This window comes from Rhizocola hellebori (assembly GCF_016862955.1).
Lineage (GTDB): Bacteria > Actinomycetota > Actinomycetes > Mycobacteriales > Micromonosporaceae > Rhizocola > Rhizocola hellebori.
Genome location: NZ_BONY01000111.1, coordinates 1 through 21,742, shown reverse-complemented (window position 1 = coordinate 21,742; position 21,742 = coordinate 1). Strand labels below are relative to the sequence as shown.

The window sequence follows — 21,742 nt, the reverse complement described above, 5'->3', positions numbered from 1 at the left end:
GCCCAGCTGACCTACTTAACAAGCGGAGTTGCTGCGCTAGTTGGTGGCGAGGCTTCCGTCGGAGGAGAAGATCAGGCCCAGCGAGGCCTGGCCGGTCTTCAGCTCCGTCTTGGTCTGCGGACCACCGGCGTCGGCCTGGTGGAACGAGCCGAACGTGATGTTGTATTTGTCCTTCAGGCCGGGCTGGCAGAACGGACGCTGCGGGCACTCCGCCGGACCGGCGAGCACCGAAGCGGTGCCGCTGCACTTGGCCGCGAAGTCGGACAGCGTCTTCACCCCGTATTTGTCGGCGAAGGCCTTGGTGACCGCGAACGCGTTCTGGTCGGTCGCCTTCGACGGGGTGCCAAATGTCAGCCCCACCGGCTGGCCGAGCGCCTTGAGCGCGGTCATGGTGGTGTTGATGTCGCCACTCGCCTTGGGCGCGGCGGTCTTGCCGTTGGCCTTCTGGTTGAGGAACTCGGTGAGCGTCGCGGCGTACTCGGGGAAGACATGGATCTCCCCACGCTCCAGCGCCGGCTCGTAAAGCTCACGGTTTCCGATTGTCTGCACGGTCGCCTTGAACCCGGCCGCGTTCAGCGCAAGTTTGTAAAGCTCGCCCAGCACCGCACTCTCGGAGAAGTCGGCTGCTCCGATTTTGATGTCGCCGCTGCCGCCGGAAAGCCCGGTGGTCAGGCCCGCCGAGGTGGCGAACTCCTGAGCCGCCTGCACCGGCGTCTTGCGATCGACGTCGACAGCCTTGTTCAGGGCGATCAGTTTCGTGGTGTCGAGCGCCGCGGCCACCTTGTCGGTCGCGGTGGCGACCGCGGCCGGGTTGGGTGCCTTGCCGCTGATCGCGGCCACGATGTTGTCGGAGTTTTGCAGCTTCTTGTCGTCATCGAGGACGACCAGCTGCTCGCCCGCCACTGGTGCGCAGCCCTGGCCGGTGGCACCCTGCGGCGCCTCGGTGCCCGAGGAGCCCTCTTTGCCACAGGCCGCCATGGTCATCGTGAGAACGGTGGCCACGCCCGCCAGGAGCGCAATAGAGATCTTGCGGTTGTGCGATGTCATCGCCATGAAGCCGCCTTCTGTGTCCCGGCAGGGGCAGGCCCCTGCCGCGTGTCCGACGGACAAGTCGTTCTTGCCCGCAACTACTGTTCAAAACCCCTATGAACAGATCTTCGCCTTAAGCCGACATCTTGGCAGTCGGCTCCGACATTTTGGTTCGGGCTCGCAGTGCCCGAGGCGTCACTACCCTCTCTCCCACCGCGAGCAAACCCTCCGCTAACAAGCAAAGGACAGCGACCAAAAATCCCCCGACGAGGATCTGCCCACCACCTGATGCGATACCGAGACCAAAACCGCGACTAATGATCATGCCGAGCCCGCCACCGTTGACGAACGATGCCAGCGTGGCGGTGGCGAGCACCTGGACGGTGGCCGTGCGGAAGCCACTGGCCAGATAGGGAACAGCCAGCGGCACCTCGACTTTGGTCAGCAGCTGACGCCCGGACAGGCCCATGCCGAGCGCCGCGTCGCGCACCTCCGGATCGACCTCACGGATGCCCAGGTAAGCGTTGGCGAGCAAGGGCGGGATGGCGAAGATGGCCAGGGCCAGGATGATGGCGGGCTGACCGAAGCCGATGAAGGTGAGCGGGAAGATGGTGAGCAGCGCGATGACCGGCACCGCCCGCGTGACGTTGGCAAGCGCGACCACCCCACCACCGCCCTTGCCGGTGTGACCGAGCACGATGCCAAGCGGCCAGGCCACCAGGCACGCCAGCAGCACAGCCGCCGCCGAAATCCAGAGATGCTCGCCGAGCCGGTCGAGAATCCCACCGCTGATGGTCCAGTTCAGCGGGTCGTTAATCCACTCAAGGGCGTCACCGAGCGGGTTCATGCCGTACGCCTCCGCCTTGTCCAGGGCATGGCCAGCCGCCCGGCGATGATGAGCAGGAGATCGAGGAAGAACGCCAGGGCGACACAGGCCAGCGTGGCGGTCATGATCTGCGGCCGGTAGAAGTTGTTCCGGAACCCGGCCATGATGAGGTCGCCGAAACCGCCCACCCCGACCAGCTGGCCAACGGTCATCAGCGCCACTGTTGACACGGTGGCGATGCGCAGCCCGGTGAGAATGCTCGGCAGCGCCAGCGGCAGCTCAACCCGCATCAGCATCCGGGTCCTGCCATAGCCCATGCCCAGAGCAACTTCTTTGATTTCTGCGGGTACCTGTTGCAGCCCAGTCAATCCGGCCCGCAGGATGATCAGCAGGGCATATACCACCAGACCGATCAGGACAGTGAACCCGTTGACCCCGGTAAACGGTGCCAGGAAAGCGAAAAGCGCCAGCGACGGGATCGTGTAGAGGGTGGCCGTCATGGCCAGCAGCGGGCCGGCCAAGCGTTTCTGGCGGTGCGCCAGCACCGCGAGGGGAAGCGCGATAAGCGCAGCGATGACGACCGCCGCGACGGTGAGCACGATATGCTCACGCAGCGCTTCGAGCAGAGTCGCGGAGTTCACGCGAATGTAGCTCCACGAAAACCAAGGGTTGCGGGGATCCGCATCCAGCAGAGCCTTGGAGGACATGGGTGAACGCTACCCGGGCGGAGTCGATCCGGCTGGATCAGGTCCGCAGACAGTTCGGCGAGACCGTCGCCGTCGACCGGCTCACCCTGGAGATACCCGCGGGTGAGCTGGTGGTGCTGATCGGGCCGTCCGGCTGCGGCAAGTCCACCGTGCTTCGCATGATCAATAGGTTGATAGAGCCCAGCTCCGGCCGCATGTTCCTCGGTGAGGAGGAGATCACCAAGTCTGATCCGGTGAAGCTGCGCCGTCGCATTGGCTACGTCATCCAGAACGTAGGCCTGTTTCCACATCAGACGGTGCGCGAAAACGTGGCCACCGTGCCGCGACTGGTCGGCTGGTCCAAGGCCAAGGCCAACTCCCGGGTGGATGAGCTGATGACGCTCGTGGGCCTGGAGCCGTCGCGCTACGCGCATCGCTATCCGCACGAGCTGTCGGGCGGCCAGCGTCAGCGCATCGGAGTGGCCCGGGCACTGGCGGCAGATCCGGTGGTGCTGCTCATGGACGAGCCGTTCTCCGCGGTCGATCCGATTGTGCGGGCCCGGCTTCAGGACGAGTTCCTGCGACTGCAAGGGGCGGTGGGCAAAACCATCGTCTTCGTCACCCACGACGTCGACGAGGCGGTGCGCCTGGGTGACCGGATAGCCGTCCTGTCCGAGGGCGGCCACCTGGAGCAATACGGCACCCCCGGGCAGGTGCTCTCCCATCCCGCCAACGACTTCGTCGCAGACTTCGTCGGCTCCGACCGCGGCATCAAACGCCTCGCCGTCACTCCGATCCCGGTCAGCAATCTGCGCCCGCTTCCCGCCGGCGCGCCCCAGAATGCGCCCTCGGTCACGCAGACCGAGTCCCTTCGGGAAGCGCTCGCGGCGCTGCTCGAAGGCGACACCGGCTGGGTGGCGGTGCGCCCCGAGTCGCCCAGGCCTTCTGACTCGGCGCTGCGGCCAAGCGGCACCGGCTCGAAGGTCGTGCGCGGGGAGCCGACCGCGCAGCCAGCCGTCGCGCTGCCCGAGGGCGGCACCGGCTCGGAGCAGGCGGCGCTGGGAATGCTGACCCTGGACGATATTTACACCGCGCTGCGGGCGGCCGCCGCCTGACGTAGGTTCGAAAGCATGGCCGAACGTGTGGACGTGGTGGTGCTCGGGCTCGGGGTCGGTGGGGAAGAGGTGGCCGGCAAGCTTGCCGCGGCCGGGCTCTCCGTGGTCGGCATCGAGGCGAGGCTGGTCGGCGGCGAGTGCCCCTACTGGGGATGTGTCCCGAGCAAGATGATGATCCGCGCGAGCAACCTGCTGGCCGAGGGGCGGCGGATCCCGGGCATGGCCGGGGCGAGCCAAGTCGATCCCGATTGGGCGCCGGTCGCGGCCCGCATCCGCGACGAGGCGACCGACTCCTGGGACGACAAGGTGGCCGTCGACCGCTTCACCGGCAAGGGTGGCCGGTTCGTGCGCGGGTGGGGCGTCCTGGACGGGCATGGCCGGGTGAAGGTCGGCGACGATGTCTACGAAGCGACCCGGGCGGTCGTCATCGGCACCGGGACCTCACCCAGCATTCCACCCATCGAAGGCTTGTCCGGTACCCCATATTGGACAAACAGGGAGGCAATCGAAGCCGCCGCCCTGCCGGAAAGCCTGCTGGTCCTCGGCGGTGGGGCTATTGGTCTGGAGCTTGCGCAGATGTTCGCACGCTTCGGCACCACGGTCACGGTCATCGAAGCTCTCGACCGCCTGCTCGCCCTCGAGGAGCCCGAGTCTTCCGCGCTGGCCGCCGAGGCGCTGGCCGCCGACGGTGTCAAAGTCGTTGTCGGACAAGGGGCGCAGCGGGTGGAGCACGGCGCCGGAGGTTTCACCGTCACCCTCGCCGACGGCACCAGCCACCGTGCCGAGAAGCTGCTCGTGGCCACCGGGCGCCGGGTCAACCTGCGTGAGCTGGGCGTCGAGAGCATCGGGCTCGACCCGCAGGCCCGCTCGCTCGCCGTCGACGACCGGATGCGAGCCCTCGACAACGTGTGGGCCGTGGGCGATGTGACCGGCCGGGGCGCCTTCACCCATGTCGCCATGTACCAGGCGGGGATAGCCGTGCGAGATATCCTCGGCCAGCCCGGCCCGCCCGCGGACTATCGCGCGCTGCCCCGGGTCACCTTCACCGATCCCGAGATCGGCGCGGTCGGCCTGACCGAGAAGCAGGCCCGCGAGCAAGGCCTGTCTGTCCAAACCGGAATCGGCCAGACCCCCTCCTCGACCCGCGGCTGGATCCACAAGGCCGGAAACGCGGGCTTCACCAAGCTCGTCGCCGATACGCAGCGCGGGGTGCTGGTGGGCGCCACGTCGGCCGGGCCGGTCGGCGGCGAGGTGCTTGGGGCGCTTGCGGTTGCCGTACACGGCGAGGTTCCGGTGGAACGGCTGCGCCACATGATCTACGCCTATCCGACATTCCATCGTGGTATCGAAGACGCCTTGCGCGACTTAGCATAGACAGGGATGACTACTCACTATCGCGATGACCAGATAGTGGTGACATCTGCCTATCTGCGGATCAATGACCGGACCTGGCAGCTGTCCGAGTTGGACTATGTGTGGCACCGGCAGATCACGCCGGATTGGCGCGTGCGCGGGCGAACGGCCAGCCGTGGCGTGCTGAACGTCCTGATGATCCTGGCCGGTTTCGCCGGGGCCGCCGTGCTGATCGCCGTCCTCTCGTCGGCCTACATCGAGCTGAAGATCACCCCGGTCCCGAAGAACACCCTGATCGTGGTCGCCATCCTGCTCCTGATCATGGGTTTCGTCCCCCTGATCTGGGAGTGGGCGCTGACCCGGGTCGACAACAGCTACGACAAAGGTGACGCCATCTACGAGATGTGGGCCACCGTTCACGGCACCCAGATTCTCCTGCTGCGCCTACCCGATGCCACCCGGTTCAGCCGGATCTACCGCGGCCTGCAGCGCGCCCTCGAAGAAGCCGAGTCGTAACCACCGCTCATGCGGTAGCAAACTCGGTCGTACCTCCGGTAGCATCGCTGGCATGAAGGTGAGCATCAGCCTCCCGGACGAGGATCTGACTTTTATCGACGACTATGCGAGCCGCCGCAACATGGACTCGCGTTCGGCGGTCATGCACCGGGCGATCGCTCTCTTGCGCGAGGCCGACATGGAGAGCGCATACGCCACCGCTTGGGACGAATGGAGTTCCAGCGGCGAAGGCGCGCTGTGGGAAGCGACCACTCAAGATGGGGCCACGGATGCGACGCGGTGACGTCTACCTGGTGAACTTGGATCCAGCCCGCGGCGCCGAGGCGAACAAGATGCGCCCAGCCGTGCTCGTCAGCAACAACGCCGCCAACCGCACAGCAGAGCGCAATGGCCGAGGCGTCGTGACCGTGGTGCCGATCACCTCCAACACCGAACGTGTCTATCCATTCCAGATAGTCATCGCGGCGGGCGAGGGTGGCTTGGCCACGCAGTCCAAAGCACAGGCCGAACAGATTCGATCGGTTGACTATGAACGGCTTCACCGTCGGCTCGGCGCGCTGAACGCAGCAACGATCCGAGGCTTGGACGAAGCGCTTCGCACGCACCTCGGGCTGTAGCTATTCGCCGGCTTTGGCGGCGGCTTTCATCTGCTTCTTGTACTCGCGCACCTTCGTCAGCGACTCCTTGCTGACGATGTCGGCAACCGACCGCAGCGAACCCACTTCGCCGTAAATCCCGGCCGCTTCGCGCCAGCCCTTGGGCTGGACCTTGAACTGCTTTCCAAGCAGCGCCACGAAAATCTGCGCCTTCTGCTTTCCGAAACCGGGCAGGCTGCCGACCCGCTTGAGCAGGTCCTTGCCGTCCTTGGCGCCCTCCCACACCCGCGCCGCCTCGCCGGCGTATTCGTCGGCGATCGCCCGGCACAGCTTCTGCGTGCGTTCGGCCATGGAGCCGGGGAAACGGTGGATCGCGGGAACGGTGGCGAAGATCTTGCCGAACTCCACGGGGTCGTAGTCGGCGATCGCGGCCGCTTCCAGCTCGGTCACCCCGAGACGTTCCGTGAGCACGTATGGCCCCATAAAGGCCTTTTCCAGGGGGATCTGCTGATCGAGCAACATGCCGATCAGCAATGCCAAGGGTTGTTCGGAGAGTAGTTTGTCTGCCGCGGGCTGCTGCGCCAACCACAACGTCGCCATACCAGGCACCTTACGGCAATCATGAAACGCGTCCTGCCCTGCGGGCAAGGTGAATGAGTATCTTCGATGCCTGACACTCACGAAGCGGGACGAGCCTCACTTGAGTTAGTCACTTACATTGTTACCCAAAGATTCAATTCCATAAATACCGCGATACCCCCAGCGCTATTCACCTAATTAATTTAGTCGAGTATGCTTCGTCCGTGAGATCAGTGGGAGTGCGGCATGGCCTCGGAAGAATTGATCGTTGATGTGTCGTCGTTGGAGAAGGCCGCCGCAACGTTGCGGGAACTCGCCACAGACCTGCAAGCCAGCCAGGTCGACCTGTTCGTGCTCGAGTGGGCGGACGCGCCGCGCAGCCACCCCGAAGTCGCCCGTGTTATGCGCGGCTTCGGCGAGTTCGCCCACGACCAGTACAGGGCCGCGGTTGCGCTTTTCGCCGCGCTGGCGACCAAGGTTGGCGCCGCCGCCACGGGCTATCGGCTGGCCGACGAGTCGATTGCCCAGTTCCTCGCCGACTCGACCTATCGACCGCCGCGCTGAGAATCGACGTGACGCGATGGCTTATCGGGAGGCGGTCGGCTATATCGAGCAGATGAACCCGGCGTTCGTCGCGGCGGTGGGCCTGGAGTATCTGCGTACCAAGGAAGTCATCAAGTCGCTGCTGCCGACCGTCACCGCGCTGCCGGGCAAGATGGAATGGCAGTCCGAGGCGAAAGAGCTTTACGAGCAGCGGCTTTCCGAAGCAACCGAGCTCGTCGAGGGGCTGTATTTCGCGTTCGAGAAGGCGGGCCTGGCCCTGCTCGACTACGCCGAGGCGCAAAAGCGCGCTGTGGCGCGGGTCAGGGAGGGCGCAACGGCCGAGGACTCGCTGAGGGCGCTGATAGCTCATATCGTGTCGACCCAATCGGTCATCGTGCGGCTCTCGGACGCGTTGCGCCAATGGAACGATCTGCGCAGCACCACCGGGATCACCGACTACCTCGCCGAGATCGGCCAGCGCGACGCCATCGAACAGATCCGGCCCCGGGCGGAAGCGCTGTGGCAGTTCGCGATTCATGCCTACGACCACGCGATAAGGCTCGAAACCGAAGCGCGCCATGACACCGTCAACAGGCTGATCGCCGCCTACCTCCTGCTGCCCGAGTTCCGCGCCGGAAACGCGCTCACCGACCAACTTGTCGCCACCGCGATGGCTGTCCCACGTAGCGACGACGGGCAGCGGTACCGGCTAGGCCCGGCTGCGGCACCGGTGATCGACTTTGACCACGGCTTTCCGTTCAACCCCGACGCGGAACCGACGCCGGCCGATCACGCCAGCTGGATCAAATGGTCGGCCGTGCTACAACTGGCCGAAGCGTCCAGACGCCTCGATGACGCTTCCGCCGCCTACGCCCATTACCGCGACGGCACCGGTACGCCGCTGAGCATCGACTACGAAAAAGCCTATGTTCAGGACAGCGGGATTCGCGTGGTCGCCGATGCGGAGATCGCGTCGGCGCAGCGGGAAGCAGAACGGATCTTTCGCGAGACGGGCGATCGCGCCTTCCAGATGACCGGCAACGCCTCGCTCGGATCCGATCTCGTGCCCGGCGCGTATCCGGCAACAGAGAACTGGCAGAAGACCATCGGCCGCTACTTCGTCTATGGCACGTCCGAGGTCGTGATCGACGGAGACCAGGTCACCATGCGGATCGTTGTGCACGCCGAGGACCTGTACAACTTCAACGTCGGCGGGTTCGATGTCGCGACCGGTATCCCGGACGAGGAGAACGGTCGCTTCGCCGAGCTCGGATGGGCCAAGGAATTCCGCACATCGGGAGAATTGGAGCGGACCGTGATCTGGACGATCGGCGACCCCGCCAGCGCCACCTCCACACCGCCTTTCGACGCGGTCGGCAGGTATCACGAGGACGGGCACACCAATGATTGATCTCCGAATCCCTTGTCTTGCCTTGGCTATAGCTCTCTTACCGGTCATGGCCGCCTGTTCGCCGGCAGCGTCTGCGCCGCGCACCGATCCCTCGGCCAGCACGCCCGCCTTGCGCACCGACCGAGACCCGCTCACCAGAAGGTTCCCCGGGCTTGGCAACTTCGCGCAGGCGCATTGGCAGGGCTGGCCCGCCAGCGACCCGAACGTTATCGGGCCCACCGATATCATGATTCAGGCGCTGGTCGTGCTGAGCAAAGAGGATCTGGCCACGATCAAAGGCAGATACATCTTTCGGCCGGGGTCGCCCCCCGACGCGCAGGTCAAGGTGAACGAAGCCTTGCGCCCCTACCTCCCCGCCGCGGCCGACTGGCAATCCAACGCCGACTTCGAACGGCACGTGAAGACCGAAGCCTATGCCGGATTGGTCCGGCTGGACCTGAACACCGGCACCGTCTTCCTGCACGTCGTCTCCGGCTAGCTATTCCTCCAGCAATGCTCGGGCAGCGGCTTCGTCGGCGGCGTCGAAGCCTTCCAGCCCGGTACGGCGGTGCTGCTCGGCCTGATCGGAGATCCAGCGGGCATGCGCCTCCCACGCCGACTGCTTCGAAATGCCAAGCGCGGCACCGATCTGCGCCCACGACGCGCCCGCCGACCGGGCCGACCGCACGGATAGCTGGCGGCCGTAACCGGCTTTGCGAATGATGACCTCGCCGAGCGCGAGCATTTCCAGGGCCTGCTCGCTGTCGAGGGCAGGAGAGCCGAGGGCGTCGCGCATGCGCAGGTCGTTGTAGCGGGTGACCGCGGTCTGCAGAGTGGAATCCTGCTCGACCGATTCGACGGTAATCATGATGTCAGGGTACCCTGACGAGTAAGGTAACCGCTTGATGATCGCGAAGCTGGCAGCGGCGCGAATGCGCTCCCAAGGTTTGGCCAAACCGCCTGGCACGGCAGAAAAAGTCGTGGCGCATCTGGTGGGGCTGCAGGCACAGGACGAGTGGGTGGCCGCTTACGCCGTGCGACCGCGGGCAGCCAAAACAGTGACCGCGCAGCAGGTCACCCAGTCGCGAGAGCTGATCTGCACCTGGGTCATGCGCGGCACCCTGCATCTGGTCGCGGCTCAGGACGCGCGCTGGCTGGTCGAGCTGCTGGGGCCGCGGTTCCTCAGCAAGCAGCGCGGCCGCCGGCATCAGCTCGGGCTCACCGACGAGCTGATCAAAGAGGCGCTGCCGGTGATCCGCGAGCTAGGCCCGGCGACGAGGGCTGAAATCGTTGCTGCGGCAAGGAACCAAGGCCTGGACGTGGCCGCGGGTCAAGCGGAGGCCTACCTCGTGGCGACGGCGGCCATGCACGGTCTCATCCATCGCCGGGGCAAGGTCTACGAGCCGTTGCCGGACGGAGGCGACCGGCCCGAGGACCCGCTGGCGGAGCTGGCGAAGCGTTACCTTGCCGGGCACGCGCCGGCGGAGCCGGAGGACTTCGCCGCCTGGTCCGGGCTGTCCCTGACCGAGGCGAGACAGGGGTTCAGCAAGCTGGACCGACCGTCGACAGTGGACAGTCCGGTGCCGGGAATCAAGCTGCTCGGTCACTTCGATCCGCTGCTGCTGGGCTACCGCGATCGCGGTTTCATCCTGAACCCCAAGCACGCCAAGCAGATCCAGCGCGGAGGCGGCTTCCTGCAGCCGATCGTGGTGGTGGACGGCGAGGTGCGGGGAACATGGCGACGCGAGATCAAAGGCGACCGGCTGAGCATCGCCGTGGAATCCTTCGGCGGCCCGATCCCTGACTGGGACAAGGAAGCCGACGACCTCAAGCGCTTCCTCGGTCTGCGCTAGGCGCGTTTGCGGGCGCGGTAGGCGGCGACCGTGGTGCGGCTGGCGCAGGCGTTGCTGCAGAACTTGCGGCTGCGGTTGCGGGACTGGTCGACGAAGAACCGTCCACAGTCGGCGGCCGCGCATCTGCCGACCGAGACATCCGGGACGCCGCACGCCACGTGCGCCAGCGCGGCCGCGCAGCTGCGGCCGACCCAGGTCAGCCCGGCTTCCCCGTCGTGGGCGTGGTGCAGGTGGGCGTGCTCGGGTCCGTCATGCAGGCTCACATGAAGATTTGGCGGGTACCCAGAAAGGAGTTCATTGACTTTCAAAACGTCGGCTTCGCCAACGACCGCGCCAAGGGCGGCGCGCAACGGCGGCAGGAGTTCGGCGAGCTCTTCGTCGCTCGGTGGTGTGACCCGGTGGGCGGTCATCAGCTCCGCGCTGATCCCGTCCAGCCCGCGGGCTGTGCCGGTGTTGCAGATGTCCACCGCGAGCTGAGTCAGGTTCGCGATGTAGTCACCATAAAGCATTTGACCACCTACCTCTCCTGTGGGATCGTAGGCTCCATGATGCATTACGCCACCTACCTCACCGACCCCGCCCTGGCCGCGCCAATGCGCCTCCAGCTCGCCGGCCAGTGGGACATGGCTCTGAACATCCTCGGGGACTATTCCGCCGACCTCCGCGCGGAGATCACTGCAGACCGATTCATGTGGCAGCTCGGCTCGATCGACATGGGCGTCATCAACGCCGCGAGCCCGGCGACAGCCACTCTGCTGACCGCCAGAATCTCCTACTGGCACAAGCTTTTTGAGCTCGAAGGCGGGCCCGACGTGGACGAGGCCGCCGTCTACGCGGCCACACCCGGCGGCTGGGCCGCCTTCTGGCACGCCGTGGTGCAGGACAACGTGCACAAGAACAGCGAGCTGGCCAAGGCGGAATTTGCCCGAGCCCGCGAGCTGTGCGCCGACGACCCCTTCCTCGAGTCCTACGTGGTCCGCCATCAGGGCTACTACCTGCTGGAGACCGATCGGGAAGCCGGACTGTTGCTGCTGCGGCGCTCGCTTCAGCTGCGCGCGGCGCTAGGCGCCCGCCCCCAGACCGCCGCCGCGCAGCTCGCGCTCGCCTCGGCGCTCGGGGATGAGCACCCCGAGACCGCCGACCTCAAAGCGATCGCCTGGGCGACCGCCGAGGAGCTGAACATGCCAGGGCTCAAGAAGCCGGCGACGGAGCAGTAGGCGCGCCGCTCCACCATGGGCGGCTGAGCAAGCCGCCCACCACACAGCCCGCAGCGTTGAGCAGGACGTCGTCCACGCTGAACACCCGGCCCGACACAAAGGCGTGCTGGACCAGCTCGACGGTCAGGGAAAAGGCCAGCCCGAGCACGCCGAGCCGGGTCAGGCTGGCCATCGCCGCGAACCTGATCGGAGCGAAAAACCCCAACGCGAGGAGAACCAGCAGGTTTCCCCCGACCTGGACGCCGATGGGGACAGCGTTCTCCGTCGTCAGCGAGTCCCACAGATCGCTGAACGGGACCAGGTAGACCGTGGTGGCGTGAGGCGGAAGCTCCATCGGCGTCATGATCATCCAGAGCCAGGGCAACGTGCCCAGGACCATCCCCACCTCGGCCACCGAGCGGCGCCACGAGCCGGAAGGGCGCAACGCCCTGAGCGCGACCGCGGCCAGCACCGCGACGGGAATCAGCAACACCACGTAGATCCACACGCGGTGCCAGTGGTGCCAGACCTGGGTCACGACGTCGCAGCCTACAGTGACCATGTGCTTTTGGAACCGGCGGAGGTCGACCGCCTACGAACAGCTCTGGTCCAGGCGAACTTCACCTCGTCCGGCATAGCGAAGCGACTCGGCCCCGACGCCACGGCCGCCGCCGGACGCCACGACTACCGCCTTGCCCTGCGCGCGACGGACAGCGGCGACCCGCTCGACACCCTGATCCGGGTTTTCGTCTGCGGGCAAAGCGAACCCGAGCAGCGCCTCGCCGAAGCGCTCTACCCGCTGTCCGTCCACGTCGCACGCGCGGCGGGCCTCATCATCGGCGACCAGGCCGGGGTCGACCTGGAACCCTACGGCGACTGGTGGGTGCTGGCGGACCTGCCGGCGCAGCCCGGAAGGCAGCTGCCCGCCGACCACGTGCTCGGCGTCGGCGGCGCATCCACCACCCTGGCCGGGGCCACCATCCGCAAACCCGTCGGCACCGCCCTCGACCTCGGGACCGGCTGCGGTGTGCAAGCGCTGCACCTGTCCCAGCAGGCCGACAGCGTCACCGCCACCGACGTGTCGCCCCGGGCGCTCAGCTTCGCCGCGACCACCGCCGCGCTCAACGGCGTGCAATGGGAGCTGCTGCACGGCGACCTGCTGGAACCCGTCCGGGGAAGGCGTTTCGACCTGGTGGTCAGCAACCCGCCCTTCGTCGTCGGGCCCGGCTTCGCCACCCACACCTACCGCGACTCGGGCCGCGCCGGCGACGGTGTCTGCGCCGAGCTGGCCGCCGCCGCGCCCACGCTGCTGACCGAGGGCGGCACCTTGCAGTTCCTGGCGAACTGGGTGCACATCGACGGCGAAGACTGGGAAGATCGCGTCGCGGGCTGGTTCGCCGGCTCAGGACTGGACGTATGGGCCATCCAGCGGGAAACCCAGGATCCGCTCGACTATGTCCGTCTCTGGCTGGCCGACGCCTCGGAGAAACACGACCCCCACCGCGCCGCGCAATGGCTCGACTGGTTCAGCGAACACCGCATCACCGCCGTCGGGTTTGGACTGATCACCGCCCGCAACAGCGGCGCCACCGATCCCACCGTCGTCTGCGAAGACCTGCGTCAGCAAGTCGAGCCGCCGCTCGGGCTACGCGTCGCCGAGTGGTTCGAAAGGCGCGACTGGCTGCGCGACAACGACTTGCTCCAGGCCCGCTACCGTCTCGCCGAAGGACTTCAGCTGCGCCAGGAGGCCACCATGGGCGAAGAGGGCTGGGCGGTGGACAGGCAGTTGCTCGCCATGCCCAACGGGTTGCGGTGGGTGGAGGACATCGATCCACTCATCCTCGCACTGGTCTCCGGCTGCACCGGCACGCTTCCCCTGCGGGACCAGCTCTCGCTACTAGCGGCCGCACACGAGGTCCCGGCCGAGGACCTGGAAAAGGGCCTGCTGCCAGTCATCGACCACCTCGTCGAGCGCGGAATCCTGGTGCCATGCGGGCCGTAGTCCAAACTGTGAGCCGGGCCAGCGTGACGGTAGCCGAAGAGATTGTCGGGGAGATCAAGGATGGGCTGCTGGTCCTCCTCGGGGTGACCCATGATGACACTTTCGCTACCGCACAGACCATGGCGCGCAAGGTTTATGAGCTTCGCATCCTCGATGACGAGAAGTCGGCCTCCGACATCGGCGCGCCTGTGCTCGTGGTCAGCCAGTTCACCCTGTACGGCGACGCGCGCAAGGGACGTCGCCCGACCTGGCAGGCGGCGGCCCCGGCCGAGGTGGCCGAGCCATTGGTGACCGCCTTCGCCGACGCGTTGCGAGCGCGCGGCGCCAGCGTGCAAACCGGAAAGTTCCGCGCCCACATGCTTGTCGAAAGCGTCAACGTGGGCCCTCGGACTGTTCTGCTCGATCTGTAGCAACCCGCGCGAGCAACGGGGTGAGGCGGGCGGCGAGGGCGGGGGCGGAGAGGGCGAGCTCGTCGGTGAGGGCGGCGATGGCTGCGGTGAGGGCGCGGCGGAGCTCGGGCTCGTCGAGGGAGCGGATCAGCGCGGCTTGCAGTGGCTCGGTCACCGAGGCCGGCAGGAGGTGGGCGCCTTTCGCATAACCGGTCGGGTGGCCCAATCGCAGGCAGGCCAACGCCAGCACCTGGTCGCGTACCGAGCTGATCCAGTGCTCGGCCTGCCAGAACCGGCCGCGTGACAGGTACTTGTGACCGGCGAGCACGTCGTGCCAGGCCATGCCGATCAGATAGTCGACGTTGGGCGGCTGCGTCGGCTTGAGGGGTGCGGGAGAGCCGAAAACGGTGCGCCAGTTGGGTCCGCGCGGTCCAAAGACCTCTGCGGGCATGAACCCGATGTCGATCTCGATCAGGCCGGGCAGCAGAAAGAGGCGATAGACCGACGGGCCGGACGGCAGGTCCCAATGATGCATCACATCGAATTCGGCTTGCAGCCAAAGGGTCCAGCGTTGCAGCGCCTCGGTCAGGGGGCCCCGCACCCCGATCGCCAGGTCGATGTCGGACCATCGATCGTCATGGCCCAGGGCGTGTGAGCCGATGACGGCCGCGCCGACGACATCGGGGTCGGCGGACGCCAGCTCCAGCAGGCGCTTGCGCACGCGCTCCAGCTCCGAGGTATCGAACACCAGCCTCACCCTAGAGCATTTGCAGCGCCTCGGCGTAATGGCAGGCGGCCGGGTGGCCGTGGCCGCGGTCGACGAGGGCCGGGACCTCGTTGACACACTTCAGTTTCTCGGGCTCGGACAGCTCGGCGTACTTGAAACAGCGGGTCCGGAAACGGCATCCGCTGGGCGGATCGACCGGGCTCGGCACGTCGCCGACGAGGATGATGCGGCGGCGGGTGCGTTCCTTGCGTGGATCCGGAACCGGAATGGCCGAGATGAGCGCCTGGGTATAGGGGTGCGCGGCGCGGGTGAACAGCGCCTCGGTGGGCGCCAGCTCGACGATGCGGCCCAGGTACATCACCGCGACCCGGTCGGCCACATGGCGTACCACGGAAAGGTCATGTGACACAAAGAGATAGGACAGACCCAGCTCGCGCTGCAGGTCGGCGAGGAGGTTGATGACCCCGGCTCGGATCGACACGTCCAGCGCCGAAACCGGCTCGTCGAGCACCAGAACCTTGGGCTCCAACGCAAGCGCGCGGGCTATCCCAATCCGCTGGCGCTGGCCGCCGGAGAACTCGTGGGCGAACCGGTTGGCGTGCTCCGGGTTGAGCCCCACCTGCTTCATGAGCTCGCGCACCTTGGCGCGGCCGCCTTCGGCGTACCGGCCGTGGATGCGCAATGGCTCGGCGATCAGTTCCGCCACCGTCATCCGCGGATCCAGCGAGGCGAACGGGTCCTGGAAGACGATCTGCAGCTCACGACGCAACGGCCGCATCTGCTTGCGGCTCAGCGAGAGCAGGTTGCGCTTGCCATACCAGACTTCGCCGTTCGTGGCCGGTACCAAATTGAGCAGCAACCGAGCCGTGGTGGTCTTGCCGCAACCGGACTCCCCCACCAGGCCCAGCGTCTCGCGCTCCTGAAGGTCGAGGGAGACGCCGCACACCGCGTGCACGTCACCGATCCGTTTGCGGATCACGCCGCGCGACCTGACCGGGAAGTGCTTGACGAGATCTTGCACCCTGAGGACTGTCGTCATTGGAAGATCTCTCCCGGCTTGACGTCGATGAGCCGCTGGTGGAAGTGGCAGGCGGCGTGGTGGTCGGGGGTCGCGTAATACAGCGGTGGTTCCTCGGCCTCGCATTTCGCGGCGAACATCGGGCAGCGCGGACCGAATGGGCAGCCCGGCGGCATGTTGAGCGCCGAGGGCGGCGAGCCGACGATCGGGGTGAGCCTGGTCTTGGAGTCGATGCGGGGCAGACTCCCAAGCAGGCCAAGGGTGTAGGGCATGCGCGGGGCGTAGAAGATGTCGTCGACCGAGCCGGTTTCGACCAGCCGCCCCGCGTACATGACGCAGAGCCGGTTGGCGTGTCCGGCGATCACGCCGAGGTCGTGGGTGATGAGCACGAGCGCCGCCCCGGTGATCTCCCGCGCGGCTTCGAGTGCTTCGAGCACCTGCGCCTGCACGGTCACGTCCAGTGCGGTGGTTGGCTCGTCGGCGATGATGACGTCCGGGTTGTTGGCCATGGCTATGGCGATCACCACCCGCTGTTTCATTCCGCCGGAAAGCTCGTGCGGGTAGGCGCCCATCCGCTGCTTCGCGTTCGGGATTCCCACCAGCTCAAGCAATTCCAGGGCCCGAGCGTGCGCCACCTGCTTGCTCACCGGGTTGTGGGCGAGCATCGCCTCGGCGATCTGGTCCCCGATGGTGTAAACCGGGTTCAGCGAAGCCAGCGGATCCTGGAAGACCATCGCTATCTTGCGGCCCCGAAAGCCGCTCAGCTCGCTGTCTGAACGCCCAAGCAGCTCCTCGCCGCGAAACCGCACCGAGCCGCTGACCCTCGCATTCTTGGGCAGCAGCCCCAGAATCGCCATCGAGGTCACCGATTTGCCCGAGCCCGACTCCCCCACGATCCCCAGCGACTCTCCCTGTCGCAGCTCATAGCTGACCCCTCGGACAGCGGTGACCACACCATCGTCGGTGGGGAACTCGACGGTGAGGTTTTCGACCTCCAGCAGGACGTCTGTCATTGGCGCACCCTCGTCTGTTTGGGGTCGAACGCGTCGCGCAGACCATCCCCGATGAAGTTGATGGTCAAGGCGATGAGGATGATGAAGAGCCCGGGAAAGTAGAAGAGCCAAGGCCTGGTGTTGACCGCGCCGGCGGCCTCCTGGACGAGCAGGCCGAGCGAGGTGTCCGGCGACTGCACGCCGAAGCCGAGGAACGACAGGCCGGTCTCGGCCAGAATGCCCACGGCCACCAGGATCGTCGCGCTCACAATGGTCGGCCCCAGCGCGTTTGGCACCAGATGGCGCAGGATGATCCGGGTGTCGCTCGCGCCGAGCGCCTTCGCCGCTTCGATGAAATCCTGCTCCCGCAACGAAAGCACCACCCCCCGGATCAGCCGGGAAACGTTGGCGGAGGCCAACCCGCCAATGATCACAGCGATCATCCACCACGTGCCCTCGCCCAGCGAGGCCAGCGTCGCCGCGACCGCGATGCCGGGCAGAATGATGACCAGATCCGCCAGGCGCATGAGCGCGTTGTCCACGTGGCGTCCGAAGTAGCCGGCGATCGAGCCCCAGATCGTGCCGAGCACGGTGCCGATCAGCGCCACCGACAGCGCGATTTTGATGGACTGCTGCAGGCCGCGCAAGACCCGGGCCAGCCAGTCGTGCCCCGGACCATCGGTGCCGAAGGGGTGCTCCCACGACGGCGGCTGAGAGATGTCCGGAGTGCTGTGCAGATCATATTTCCACAGGGCCGCGCCGCCGTAGGCGATGATGACGATCAGAATGAGCAGCACCAGGCTGCCAACGGCGAGCTTGTGGCGCAGGAAACGCCGCACCACGATCTCGGTCTGGGTGCGTTCCCGCACCCCGAAACCCCCGGTCTCCGGTGCCTTCGTCGCGGGCGTGACCTCAAGCTGATCAGTCATGGCGGATCCTCGGGTCGAGCACTCCGTAGAGCAGGTCGGCGATGAGATTGACGATCACGACGATGGAACCGGCCAGCAGCAGCCAGGCCATCAGCGCGTAGGCGTCGCGGGTGTTGATGGAGTCGGTCAGGTACTGGCCCATGCCGTGCCAGCCGAAGATGGTCTCGGTGATGACCGCACCGCCCAGGATGCCAGCGAAGTCGAGGGCGCTGACCGTCGTGAGTGGAATGAGCGCGGTGCGCAGGGCGTGCTTGGTGAGCACCTTGCGCCAGCGCAGGCCCTTGGCCCGGGCCAGGCGGATGTAGTCGCTTCCGAGCACCTCGAGCATTGACGAACGCTGGAAACGGCTCCATGAGGCAAAGGTGATCAGCGCCAGCGCCAGCGTAGGTAAGATCATGTGCCCGGCCACGTCAGTGAATCTGTTCCACGCCGTGGGATCTTCGAGGAACGCGGATCGATCACCGTAGGTGAAGAAGATCCGGCTGTCCGAATCGCCGTCCACCTGATTGAGGAAAATCCCCGCCTCCTTCAGCAGGATGGCCAGCCAGAACGATGGCATCGCCAGGAAAAGGAAGCCGAGGAAGGTCATCGAATAGTCCACTTTGGAGTATTGCCGCACCGCGCTGACCACACCGCTGACGATGGCCATGATGAGGGCCAGCACCATCGCGAGGAGAACCAGCCGCAGCGTGACGAAGAACCGCGACCACACCTCCTCGTTGATGTTCTCCCGCACGTTCACCGACGGGCCCAGGTCGCCGCGCAACAGGCCGCCGAACCAGTTGAAGTAGCGCTCGTACCAAGGCATGTCCAGATGCAGCCGATGCGCCTCCAGCGCGATGGTCTCCGGGGGCGTGGGCGGGTTGGTGACCCGCAGCGCCTGCAGCGGGTCGCCCGAGGTGGTGATCATCACGAAGACCATGAACGAGGCCACCAGCAGCACCGGGATCGAAATCATCAACCGGCGGGCCGCGAAGGCGAACATATTTCCTCCTGCCTTGGCAAGGGATCCCGGGGCGTGGCACCCCGGGATCCCTACTTGCTATGGATCTATTGAGCCTGGTCCAGCAGACCCCACGTGCCGATGTTGTAGACACTGCCGTGGTTGGTCGGGTTGGGCCGCAGGTTCGTGTACTGCTTGTTCACCGAGATGAAGACCTCCCGCTGGAACAGCGGAAGCACGTAGGCGTCCGCCGACATGAGCGCGTCGGCCTGGTTGATCAGCTCGTGCGCCTTCGGGTCATCGCCGACGGTCTTCGCCGCCTCTTCGAGGAGCTTGTCCGACTCGGGGTTGACCCACTTGCCGTAATTGCTGGCGCTCGTGCTGTGCCACAGCTGCTTGGCACCACCGATCCGCAGCGGGCTCAACACCCAAGCGAAGATCATGATGTCGAAGTCGCCCTTGGTGAGCGTGCCGCCGAGATCGTCGGTCTGCTCGACCTTGACGTCGATGCCCAGCTTCTTGAGGCTCTCGGCGACCAGCTCACAGGTGTCCTTGCGCAGCTGGTTGCCGGTGGTGTGGCGCATCCGCAGGGTGGGAACGGCTGTCCCGGCCTTGGTCAGCAGCTTGCCGCCCTCGATCTTGTAACCGGCGTCGGTCAGGATCTTCTTGGCGCCTTCGATGTTCCCCTTGCCCTGACCGGTGGACTCGACGAGGTCCTTGTAGGCGGTCATGCCCGGCACGAAGTTATGGCTGCCGATCGGCTTGGTGCCCGGCGCGTACTGGCCCACCGTCTTGTCGATGATGGCCTGCCGGTCGATGGCGGTGAAGATGGCCTGGCGCAACGCCTTGTCGGCGAGGACGGGGTTCTTCAGGTTGAGGTCGATGTGCTCCCACGACAAATTCTTTCCGAGGTACCAGTGGGAGTCCGACAGCTCCTTGGCCTGCGCCACAAGGTCGGCCGTGGGGATCGGCGCCATCACGTTGATCTCACGGTTGCGCATGGCCGGGATCAGCTCGGAGTCCTTGGTGATGATCCTGAAGATCACCTTGTCCAGGGGCGGCTTGGCGCCCCACCATTTGTCGTTTGGCACCAGGGTGAGCGCGAAGTTCGACTCGTACTTGTCAATCTTGTACGGGCCGGCCGAGTAGGTCGGCACGTTCTGCTCCAGCCACGTGAAACTGGTGGCCAGGTCGCCCTTGGTGGCGGCGAACTTGCCGGGATAGAGCGGCACGAACAAGCCCTGCCAGTCCGGGTACGGGTCCTTGAAGACCATGGTTACGGTCTTGCCGCCATCGCTGCCGGTAAGCGTGTCCACCGAGCTGAAGCCGGCCGTGGTCGCAGGCTTGCAGAGGGGGCAGTCCTTGGCGTTCTGCACTTTCCACGTGTAGATGAAGTCGTCGGCCGAGACTGGATCGCCGTTGTTCCAGACCGCCTCTTTCTTAATCTTGTAGACGACGGTCATCGGGGACTTACTCGTGATCTCCACCGAGTCCATCAGGTCCTTGTTCACCTGTACCGAGAGATCCGGGTAGAAGAGGTGCACTCGCGGCAGCACGCCGAACAGCGCATACGAGTATTCAAGGGTGTTGCCGGCGCTCGAGAGCGTGTTCCAGGCCTTGATGTCCTTGCCGAGCCCGTAGACGATCGTGCCTCCGGCTTTGGTCTTGCCGGTGTTGCACGTGTTGGGCTTCTGTACGCACTCGGCGAAGCCGATCGATGAGTCCGGGCCCTTGTCCTCTTTTCCTCCGCCAGCACACGCTGAAGCGGACAACACCATCGCGGCAACCGCAACGAGACCGATCAGGCCTCGGCTAGGGCGATTCATATGCATGTTCCCTCCAATGTGGGTGCACCAAGGGAACGCTTTGGGACTGCCATCGCAGAATAGCGAAATCTAAATCTTAGCCATCTCGTTATATTGCGCTCAGCCACTCGTCCAAAAGCGCAGGCCAGCGCGTTTGAGCAAGGGTCGCCGCATCGACGGCGAAGCGGCCGCAGACGTCGCGTTCGGCGAGCGGATGCACGCGGCGATCCGCCTCCACCACCACGTGGAGCTTTTCCCTCGTGGCCACGAAGGTGACCTCTATCCGGTTCAACCTGTGAGAATATGGCTTGCCTGGCAAGAACGCGATCTCTTGATAGAAGTCCAATGTCTGCGGGAGCCCGACCAGCCGACCACGCTCCACATTGGACTCCACCAGGTGAAATCCAAGTTCGGTCAACGCGTCCAGGATTGCCTGCTGGGCCGGGAGCGGGTCGATCTCCACCGGGTCCTGATCGCTGCGATCGACCGCCCGCGCCAGCTCCAACTCTGTAAGCAAAGAGATTTCGACACCCGGCATCGTCAGCGGGGTCTCCCACGGCGCGCCGTAGGTCACGTCGAAGAGGCGGCGGTGCCCGGCACCGAGGGAGAACCCCTCCACCACCTGGCAGGTGTGGAAGTCGAGCCCGTTGGCCAGCAGCGTGAAGGCCACATAGCCCACCTTGATCGGGTACTCACCCGCGGTCACTTCGACGGTACCTTCGAGCTGCCCGCCAGGCTGGCAGCGTGAGATGGACAATTCGGTGCGAACCATCGAGCCGTCCACTCCGAACGCCCGCAATAGCCGCTTTATCACCAGTTTTTCCTACCTCGGCAGCTCACACTCGTCTCACACCCGTTCCTTCACAGTAAGGGAACAAACAAAGCACTACGGGGAGAGGGCGCGATGACATCCACTTTGGACCTTGACGAGATCGACGAGCGCGGCATCGCATCGGACCTGGTAAGGGCTTACCTCAACCTGATCGGCCGGACCAAGCTGCTCACTGCGGAGCAGGAGGTCATCCTCGCGAAACGGATCGAGGCCGGCCTCATGGCCACCCACCTGATCGAACAGGGCGCCACCGATCGTGACCTGGAGATCGTGGCCAAGGAGGGCAAAGCCGCCAAAGATCACCTCCTGGAGGCGAACCTTCGCCTGGTGGTCAGCATCGCCAAGCGGTACACCGGACGCGGCATGGCCTTCCTCGACCTCATCCAAGAAGGCAACCTCGGCCTCATCCGCGCCGTCGAAAAA

At 65.8% G+C, this 21,742-nt stretch carries 27 protein-coding genes; 13 read left to right on the top strand and 14 right to left on the bottom strand.

The features are described from left to right. Nucleotides 1–36: 36 nt before the first annotated feature. The 3 genes from Rhe02_RS44730 to Rhe02_RS44720 form a co-directional block, all read right to left on the bottom strand. A complete protein-coding gene (locus Rhe02_RS44730) occupies nucleotides 37–984 on the bottom strand; it encodes a glycine betaine ABC transporter substrate-binding protein (RefSeq protein ID WP_373320794.1) in 948 nt (315 codons plus the stop codon). Nucleotides 985–1,162: 178 nt separating this feature from the next. Further along, complete coding sequence (locus Rhe02_RS44725; protein ID WP_203914640.1) at nucleotides 1,163–1,876, bottom strand: ABC transporter permease; 714 nt, start codon at nucleotides 1,874–1,876, stop codon at nucleotides 1,163–1,165. Then, nucleotides 1,873–2,562, bottom strand: a complete 690-nt coding sequence (locus Rhe02_RS44720; protein WP_203914639.1) for an ABC transporter permease — start codon at nucleotides 2,560–2,562, stop codon at nucleotides 1,873–1,875. The genes Rhe02_RS44725 and Rhe02_RS44720 overlap by 4 nt, the downstream gene beginning before the upstream one ends. Before the next feature lie 2 nt (nucleotides 2,563–2,564). Between Rhe02_RS44720 and Rhe02_RS44715 the strand changes: the two genes are divergently transcribed. From Rhe02_RS44715 to Rhe02_RS44695, 5 genes are read left to right on the top strand one after another with little or no spacing between them, the layout of a single operon-like run. Beyond that, nucleotides 2,565–3,656: an ABC transporter ATP-binding protein gene (locus tag Rhe02_RS44715; protein WP_203914638.1), complete on the top strand. Its 1,092-nt coding sequence runs from the start codon at nucleotides 2,565–2,567 to the stop codon at nucleotides 3,654–3,656. 15 nt (nucleotides 3,657–3,671) lie between these two features. Continuing rightward, nucleotides 3,672–5,030, top strand: coding sequence for a dihydrolipoyl dehydrogenase family protein (locus tag Rhe02_RS44710; protein ID WP_203914637.1), 1,359 nt, complete (start codon nucleotides 3,672–3,674; stop codon nucleotides 5,028–5,030). A gap of 6 nt (nucleotides 5,031–5,036) precedes the next feature. After that, nucleotides 5,037–5,525, top strand: coding sequence for a DUF6232 family protein (locus Rhe02_RS44705; RefSeq protein WP_203914636.1), 489 nt, complete (start codon nucleotides 5,037–5,039; stop codon nucleotides 5,523–5,525). A 52-nt stretch (nucleotides 5,526–5,577) separates the two neighbouring features. After that, entirely contained in the window at nucleotides 5,578–5,808 is a 231-nt protein-coding gene (locus Rhe02_RS44700; protein WP_203914635.1) for a DUF8778 family protein, read from the top strand. Continuing rightward, nucleotides 5,795–6,142 carry a type II toxin-antitoxin system PemK/MazF family toxin gene (locus Rhe02_RS44695; RefSeq protein ID WP_203914634.1) on the top strand — a complete coding sequence of 116 codons (348 nt, stop codon included), beginning with the start codon at nucleotides 5,795–5,797 and terminating at the stop codon, nucleotides 6,140–6,142. Before Rhe02_RS44700 ends, Rhe02_RS44695 begins: the two co-directional genes overlap by 14 nt. On the opposite strand, the gene Rhe02_RS44690 is transcribed toward Rhe02_RS44695, so the two are convergent. Further along, on the bottom strand, nucleotides 6,143–6,721 hold the full coding sequence (locus Rhe02_RS44690) for an HhH-GPD-type base excision DNA repair protein (protein ID WP_203914633.1): 579 nt from the start codon (nucleotides 6,719–6,721) through the stop codon (nucleotides 6,143–6,145). It lies immediately after the preceding gene. A 225-nt stretch (nucleotides 6,722–6,946) separates the two neighbouring features. Here Rhe02_RS44690 and Rhe02_RS44685 point away from each other — a divergent pair, with 225 nt between their 5' ends. Genes Rhe02_RS44685 through Rhe02_RS44675 form a run of 3 tightly spaced genes read left to right on the top strand, consistent with a single transcriptional unit; the run spans nucleotide 6,947 to nucleotide 9,132 of the window. Next, nucleotides 6,947–7,264, top strand: a complete 318-nt coding sequence (locus Rhe02_RS44685) for a hypothetical protein (RefSeq protein WP_203914632.1) — start codon at nucleotides 6,947–6,949, stop codon at nucleotides 7,262–7,264. A gap of 16 nt (nucleotides 7,265–7,280) precedes the next feature. After that, nucleotides 7,281–8,654, top strand: a complete 1,374-nt coding sequence (locus Rhe02_RS44680) for a hypothetical protein (protein WP_203914631.1) — start codon at nucleotides 7,281–7,283, stop codon at nucleotides 8,652–8,654. A 46-nt stretch (nucleotides 8,655–8,700) separates the two neighbouring features. Then, entirely contained in the window at nucleotides 8,701–9,132 is a 432-nt protein-coding gene (locus Rhe02_RS44675) for a hypothetical protein (RefSeq protein ID WP_203914630.1), read from the top strand. Here the strand turns inward: Rhe02_RS44675 and Rhe02_RS44670 are convergent, their stop codons facing one another. Then, nucleotides 9,133–9,501 carry a hypothetical protein gene (locus Rhe02_RS44670; protein ID WP_203914629.1) on the bottom strand — a complete coding sequence of 123 codons (369 nt, stop codon included), beginning with the start codon at nucleotides 9,499–9,501 and terminating at the stop codon, nucleotides 9,133–9,135. Between the two features lie 37 nt (nucleotides 9,502–9,538). Between Rhe02_RS44670 and Rhe02_RS44665 the strand changes: the two genes are divergently transcribed. Next, the gene (locus tag Rhe02_RS44665; RefSeq protein ID WP_203914628.1) at nucleotides 9,539–10,486 is read left to right on the top strand and encodes a winged helix DNA-binding domain-containing protein; all 948 of its coding nucleotides are present in this window, start codon (nucleotides 9,539–9,541) and stop codon (nucleotides 10,484–10,486) included. Here Rhe02_RS44665 and Rhe02_RS44660 read toward each other — a convergent pair. Then, nucleotides 10,483–10,995 (bottom strand): CGNR zinc finger domain-containing protein, encoded by a 513-nt coding sequence (locus Rhe02_RS44660; RefSeq protein WP_203914627.1) that lies wholly within the window; start codon nucleotides 10,993–10,995, stop codon nucleotides 10,483–10,485. The genes Rhe02_RS44665 and Rhe02_RS44660 overlap by 4 nt on opposite strands. A 36-nt stretch (nucleotides 10,996–11,031) precedes the next feature. On the opposite strand from Rhe02_RS44660, the gene Rhe02_RS44655 reads away from it, so the two are divergent. Further along, nucleotides 11,032–11,703 carry a hypothetical protein gene (locus tag Rhe02_RS44655; RefSeq protein WP_203914626.1) on the top strand — a complete coding sequence of 224 codons (672 nt, stop codon included), beginning with the start codon at nucleotides 11,032–11,034 and terminating at the stop codon, nucleotides 11,701–11,703. On the opposite strand, the gene Rhe02_RS44650 is transcribed toward Rhe02_RS44655, so the two are convergent. Continuing rightward, nucleotides 11,678–12,220, bottom strand: a complete 543-nt coding sequence (locus Rhe02_RS44650; protein WP_203914625.1) for a VanZ family protein — start codon at nucleotides 12,218–12,220, stop codon at nucleotides 11,678–11,680. The two genes, Rhe02_RS44655 and Rhe02_RS44650, sit on opposite strands and share 26 nt — an antisense overlap. A gap of 24 nt (nucleotides 12,221–12,244) precedes the next feature. On the opposite strand from Rhe02_RS44650, the gene Rhe02_RS44645 reads away from it, so the two are divergent. Then, the gene (locus Rhe02_RS44645; protein ID WP_203914624.1) at nucleotides 12,245–13,684 is read left to right on the top strand and encodes a DUF7782 domain-containing protein; all 1,440 of its coding nucleotides are present in this window, start codon (nucleotides 12,245–12,247) and stop codon (nucleotides 13,682–13,684) included. Next, the gene (dtd, locus tag Rhe02_RS44640) at nucleotides 13,672–14,094 is read left to right on the top strand and encodes a D-aminoacyl-tRNA deacylase (protein WP_203914623.1); all 423 of its coding nucleotides are present in this window, start codon (nucleotides 13,672–13,674) and stop codon (nucleotides 14,092–14,094) included. Before Rhe02_RS44645 ends, dtd begins: the two co-directional genes overlap by 13 nt. Here dtd and Rhe02_RS44635 read toward each other — a convergent pair. The 7 genes from Rhe02_RS44635 to Rhe02_RS44605 form a co-directional block, all read right to left on the bottom strand. Next, on the bottom strand, nucleotides 14,057–14,821 hold the full coding sequence (locus tag Rhe02_RS44635) for a nucleotidyltransferase domain-containing protein (protein ID WP_203914622.1): 765 nt from the start codon (nucleotides 14,819–14,821) through the stop codon (nucleotides 14,057–14,059). The genes dtd and Rhe02_RS44635 overlap by 38 nt on opposite strands. Nucleotides 14,822–14,831: 10 nt before the next feature. Then, nucleotides 14,832–15,839 (bottom strand): ABC transporter ATP-binding protein, encoded by a 1,008-nt coding sequence (locus Rhe02_RS44630; RefSeq protein WP_203914621.1) that lies wholly within the window; start codon nucleotides 15,837–15,839, stop codon nucleotides 14,832–14,834. Then, nucleotides 15,836–16,831, bottom strand: coding sequence for an ABC transporter ATP-binding protein (locus tag Rhe02_RS44625; RefSeq protein ID WP_203914620.1), 996 nt, complete (start codon nucleotides 16,829–16,831; stop codon nucleotides 15,836–15,838). Before Rhe02_RS44625 ends, Rhe02_RS44630 begins: the two co-directional genes overlap by 4 nt. Then, a complete protein-coding gene (locus tag Rhe02_RS44620; RefSeq protein ID WP_203914619.1) occupies nucleotides 16,828–17,739 on the bottom strand; it encodes an ABC transporter permease in 912 nt (303 codons plus the stop codon). The genes Rhe02_RS44625 and Rhe02_RS44620 overlap by 4 nt, the downstream gene beginning before the upstream one ends. Then, the gene (locus tag Rhe02_RS44615) at nucleotides 17,732–18,724 is read right to left on the bottom strand and encodes an ABC transporter permease (RefSeq protein ID WP_203914618.1); all 993 of its coding nucleotides are present in this window, start codon (nucleotides 18,722–18,724) and stop codon (nucleotides 17,732–17,734) included. The genes Rhe02_RS44620 and Rhe02_RS44615 overlap by 8 nt, the downstream gene beginning before the upstream one ends. 65 nt (nucleotides 18,725–18,789) lie before the next feature. Continuing rightward, complete coding sequence (locus Rhe02_RS44610) at nucleotides 18,790–20,508, bottom strand: ABC transporter family substrate-binding protein (protein WP_239124461.1); 1,719 nt, start codon at nucleotides 20,506–20,508, stop codon at nucleotides 18,790–18,792. 88 nt (nucleotides 20,509–20,596) lie between these two features. Further along, nucleotides 20,597–21,301 (bottom strand): sporulation protein, encoded by a 705-nt coding sequence (locus tag Rhe02_RS44605; protein ID WP_203914616.1) that lies wholly within the window; start codon nucleotides 21,299–21,301, stop codon nucleotides 20,597–20,599. Between the two features lie 90 nt (nucleotides 21,302–21,391). Between Rhe02_RS44605 and Rhe02_RS44600 the strand changes: the two genes are divergently transcribed. Further along, a partial coding sequence (locus Rhe02_RS44600) for a sigma-70 factor domain-containing protein (RefSeq protein WP_275412691.1) occupies nucleotides 21,392–21,742 on the top strand: 351 nt, incomplete at its 3' end.

Bases quoted from the DNA above. Each gene is read 5' to 3' on its own strand.
- Rhe02_RS44730 (WP_373320794.1), bottom strand. From the start codon at position 984: ATGACCATGGCGGCCTGTGGCAAAGAGGGCTCCTCGGGCACCGAGGCG.
- Rhe02_RS44725 (WP_203914640.1), bottom strand. From the start codon at position 1,876: ATGAACCCGCTCGGTGACGCCCTTGAGTGGATTAACGACCCGCTGAAC.
- Rhe02_RS44720 (WP_203914639.1), bottom strand. From the start codon at position 2,562: ATGTCCTCCAAGGCTCTGCTGGATGCGGATCCCCGCAACCCTTGGTTT.
- Rhe02_RS44710 (WP_203914637.1), top strand. From the start codon at position 3,672: ATGGCCGAACGTGTGGACGTGGTGGTGCTCGGGCTCGGGGTCGGTGGG.
- Rhe02_RS44705 (WP_203914636.1), top strand. From the start codon at position 5,037: ATGACTACTCACTATCGCGATGACCAGATAGTGGTGACATCTGCCTAT.
- Rhe02_RS44700 (WP_203914635.1), top strand. From the start codon at position 5,578: ATGAAGGTGAGCATCAGCCTCCCGGACGAGGATCTGACTTTTATCGAC.
- Rhe02_RS44695 (WP_203914634.1), top strand. From the start codon at position 5,795: ATGCGACGCGGTGACGTCTACCTGGTGAACTTGGATCCAGCCCGCGGC.
- Rhe02_RS44690 (WP_203914633.1), bottom strand. From the start codon at position 6,721: ATGGCGACGTTGTGGTTGGCGCAGCAGCCCGCGGCAGACAAACTACTC.
- Rhe02_RS44685 (WP_203914632.1), top strand. From the start codon at position 6,947: ATGGCCTCGGAAGAATTGATCGTTGATGTGTCGTCGTTGGAGAAGGCC.
- Rhe02_RS44680 (WP_203914631.1), top strand. From the start codon at position 7,281: ATGGCTTATCGGGAGGCGGTCGGCTATATCGAGCAGATGAACCCGGCG.
- Rhe02_RS44675 (WP_203914630.1), top strand. From the start codon at position 8,701: ATGGCCGCCTGTTCGCCGGCAGCGTCTGCGCCGCGCACCGATCCCTCG.
- Rhe02_RS44670 (WP_203914629.1), bottom strand. From the start codon at position 9,501: ATGATTACCGTCGAATCGGTCGAGCAGGATTCCACTCTGCAGACCGCG.
- Rhe02_RS44665 (WP_203914628.1), top strand. From the start codon at position 9,539: ATGATCGCGAAGCTGGCAGCGGCGCGAATGCGCTCCCAAGGTTTGGCC.
- Rhe02_RS44660 (WP_203914627.1), bottom strand. From the start codon at position 10,995: ATGCTTTATGGTGACTACATCGCGAACCTGACTCAGCTCGCGGTGGAC.
- Rhe02_RS44655 (WP_203914626.1), top strand. From the start codon at position 11,032: ATGATGCATTACGCCACCTACCTCACCGACCCCGCCCTGGCCGCGCCA.
- dtd (WP_203914623.1), top strand. From the start codon at position 13,672: ATGCGGGCCGTAGTCCAAACTGTGAGCCGGGCCAGCGTGACGGTAGCC.
- Rhe02_RS44630 (WP_203914621.1), bottom strand. From the start codon at position 15,839: ATGACGACAGTCCTCAGGGTGCAAGATCTCGTCAAGCACTTCCCGGTC.
- Rhe02_RS44625 (WP_203914620.1), bottom strand. From the start codon at position 16,831: ATGACAGACGTCCTGCTGGAGGTCGAAAACCTCACCGTCGAGTTCCCC.
- Rhe02_RS44620 (WP_203914619.1), bottom strand. From the start codon at position 17,739: ATGACTGATCAGCTTGAGGTCACGCCCGCGACGAAGGCACCGGAGACC.
- Rhe02_RS44615 (WP_203914618.1), bottom strand. From the start codon at position 18,724: ATGTTCGCCTTCGCGGCCCGCCGGTTGATGATTTCGATCCCGGTGCTG.
- Rhe02_RS44610 (WP_239124461.1), bottom strand. From the start codon at position 20,508: ATGAATCGCCCTAGCCGAGGCCTGATCGGTCTCGTTGCGGTTGCCGCG.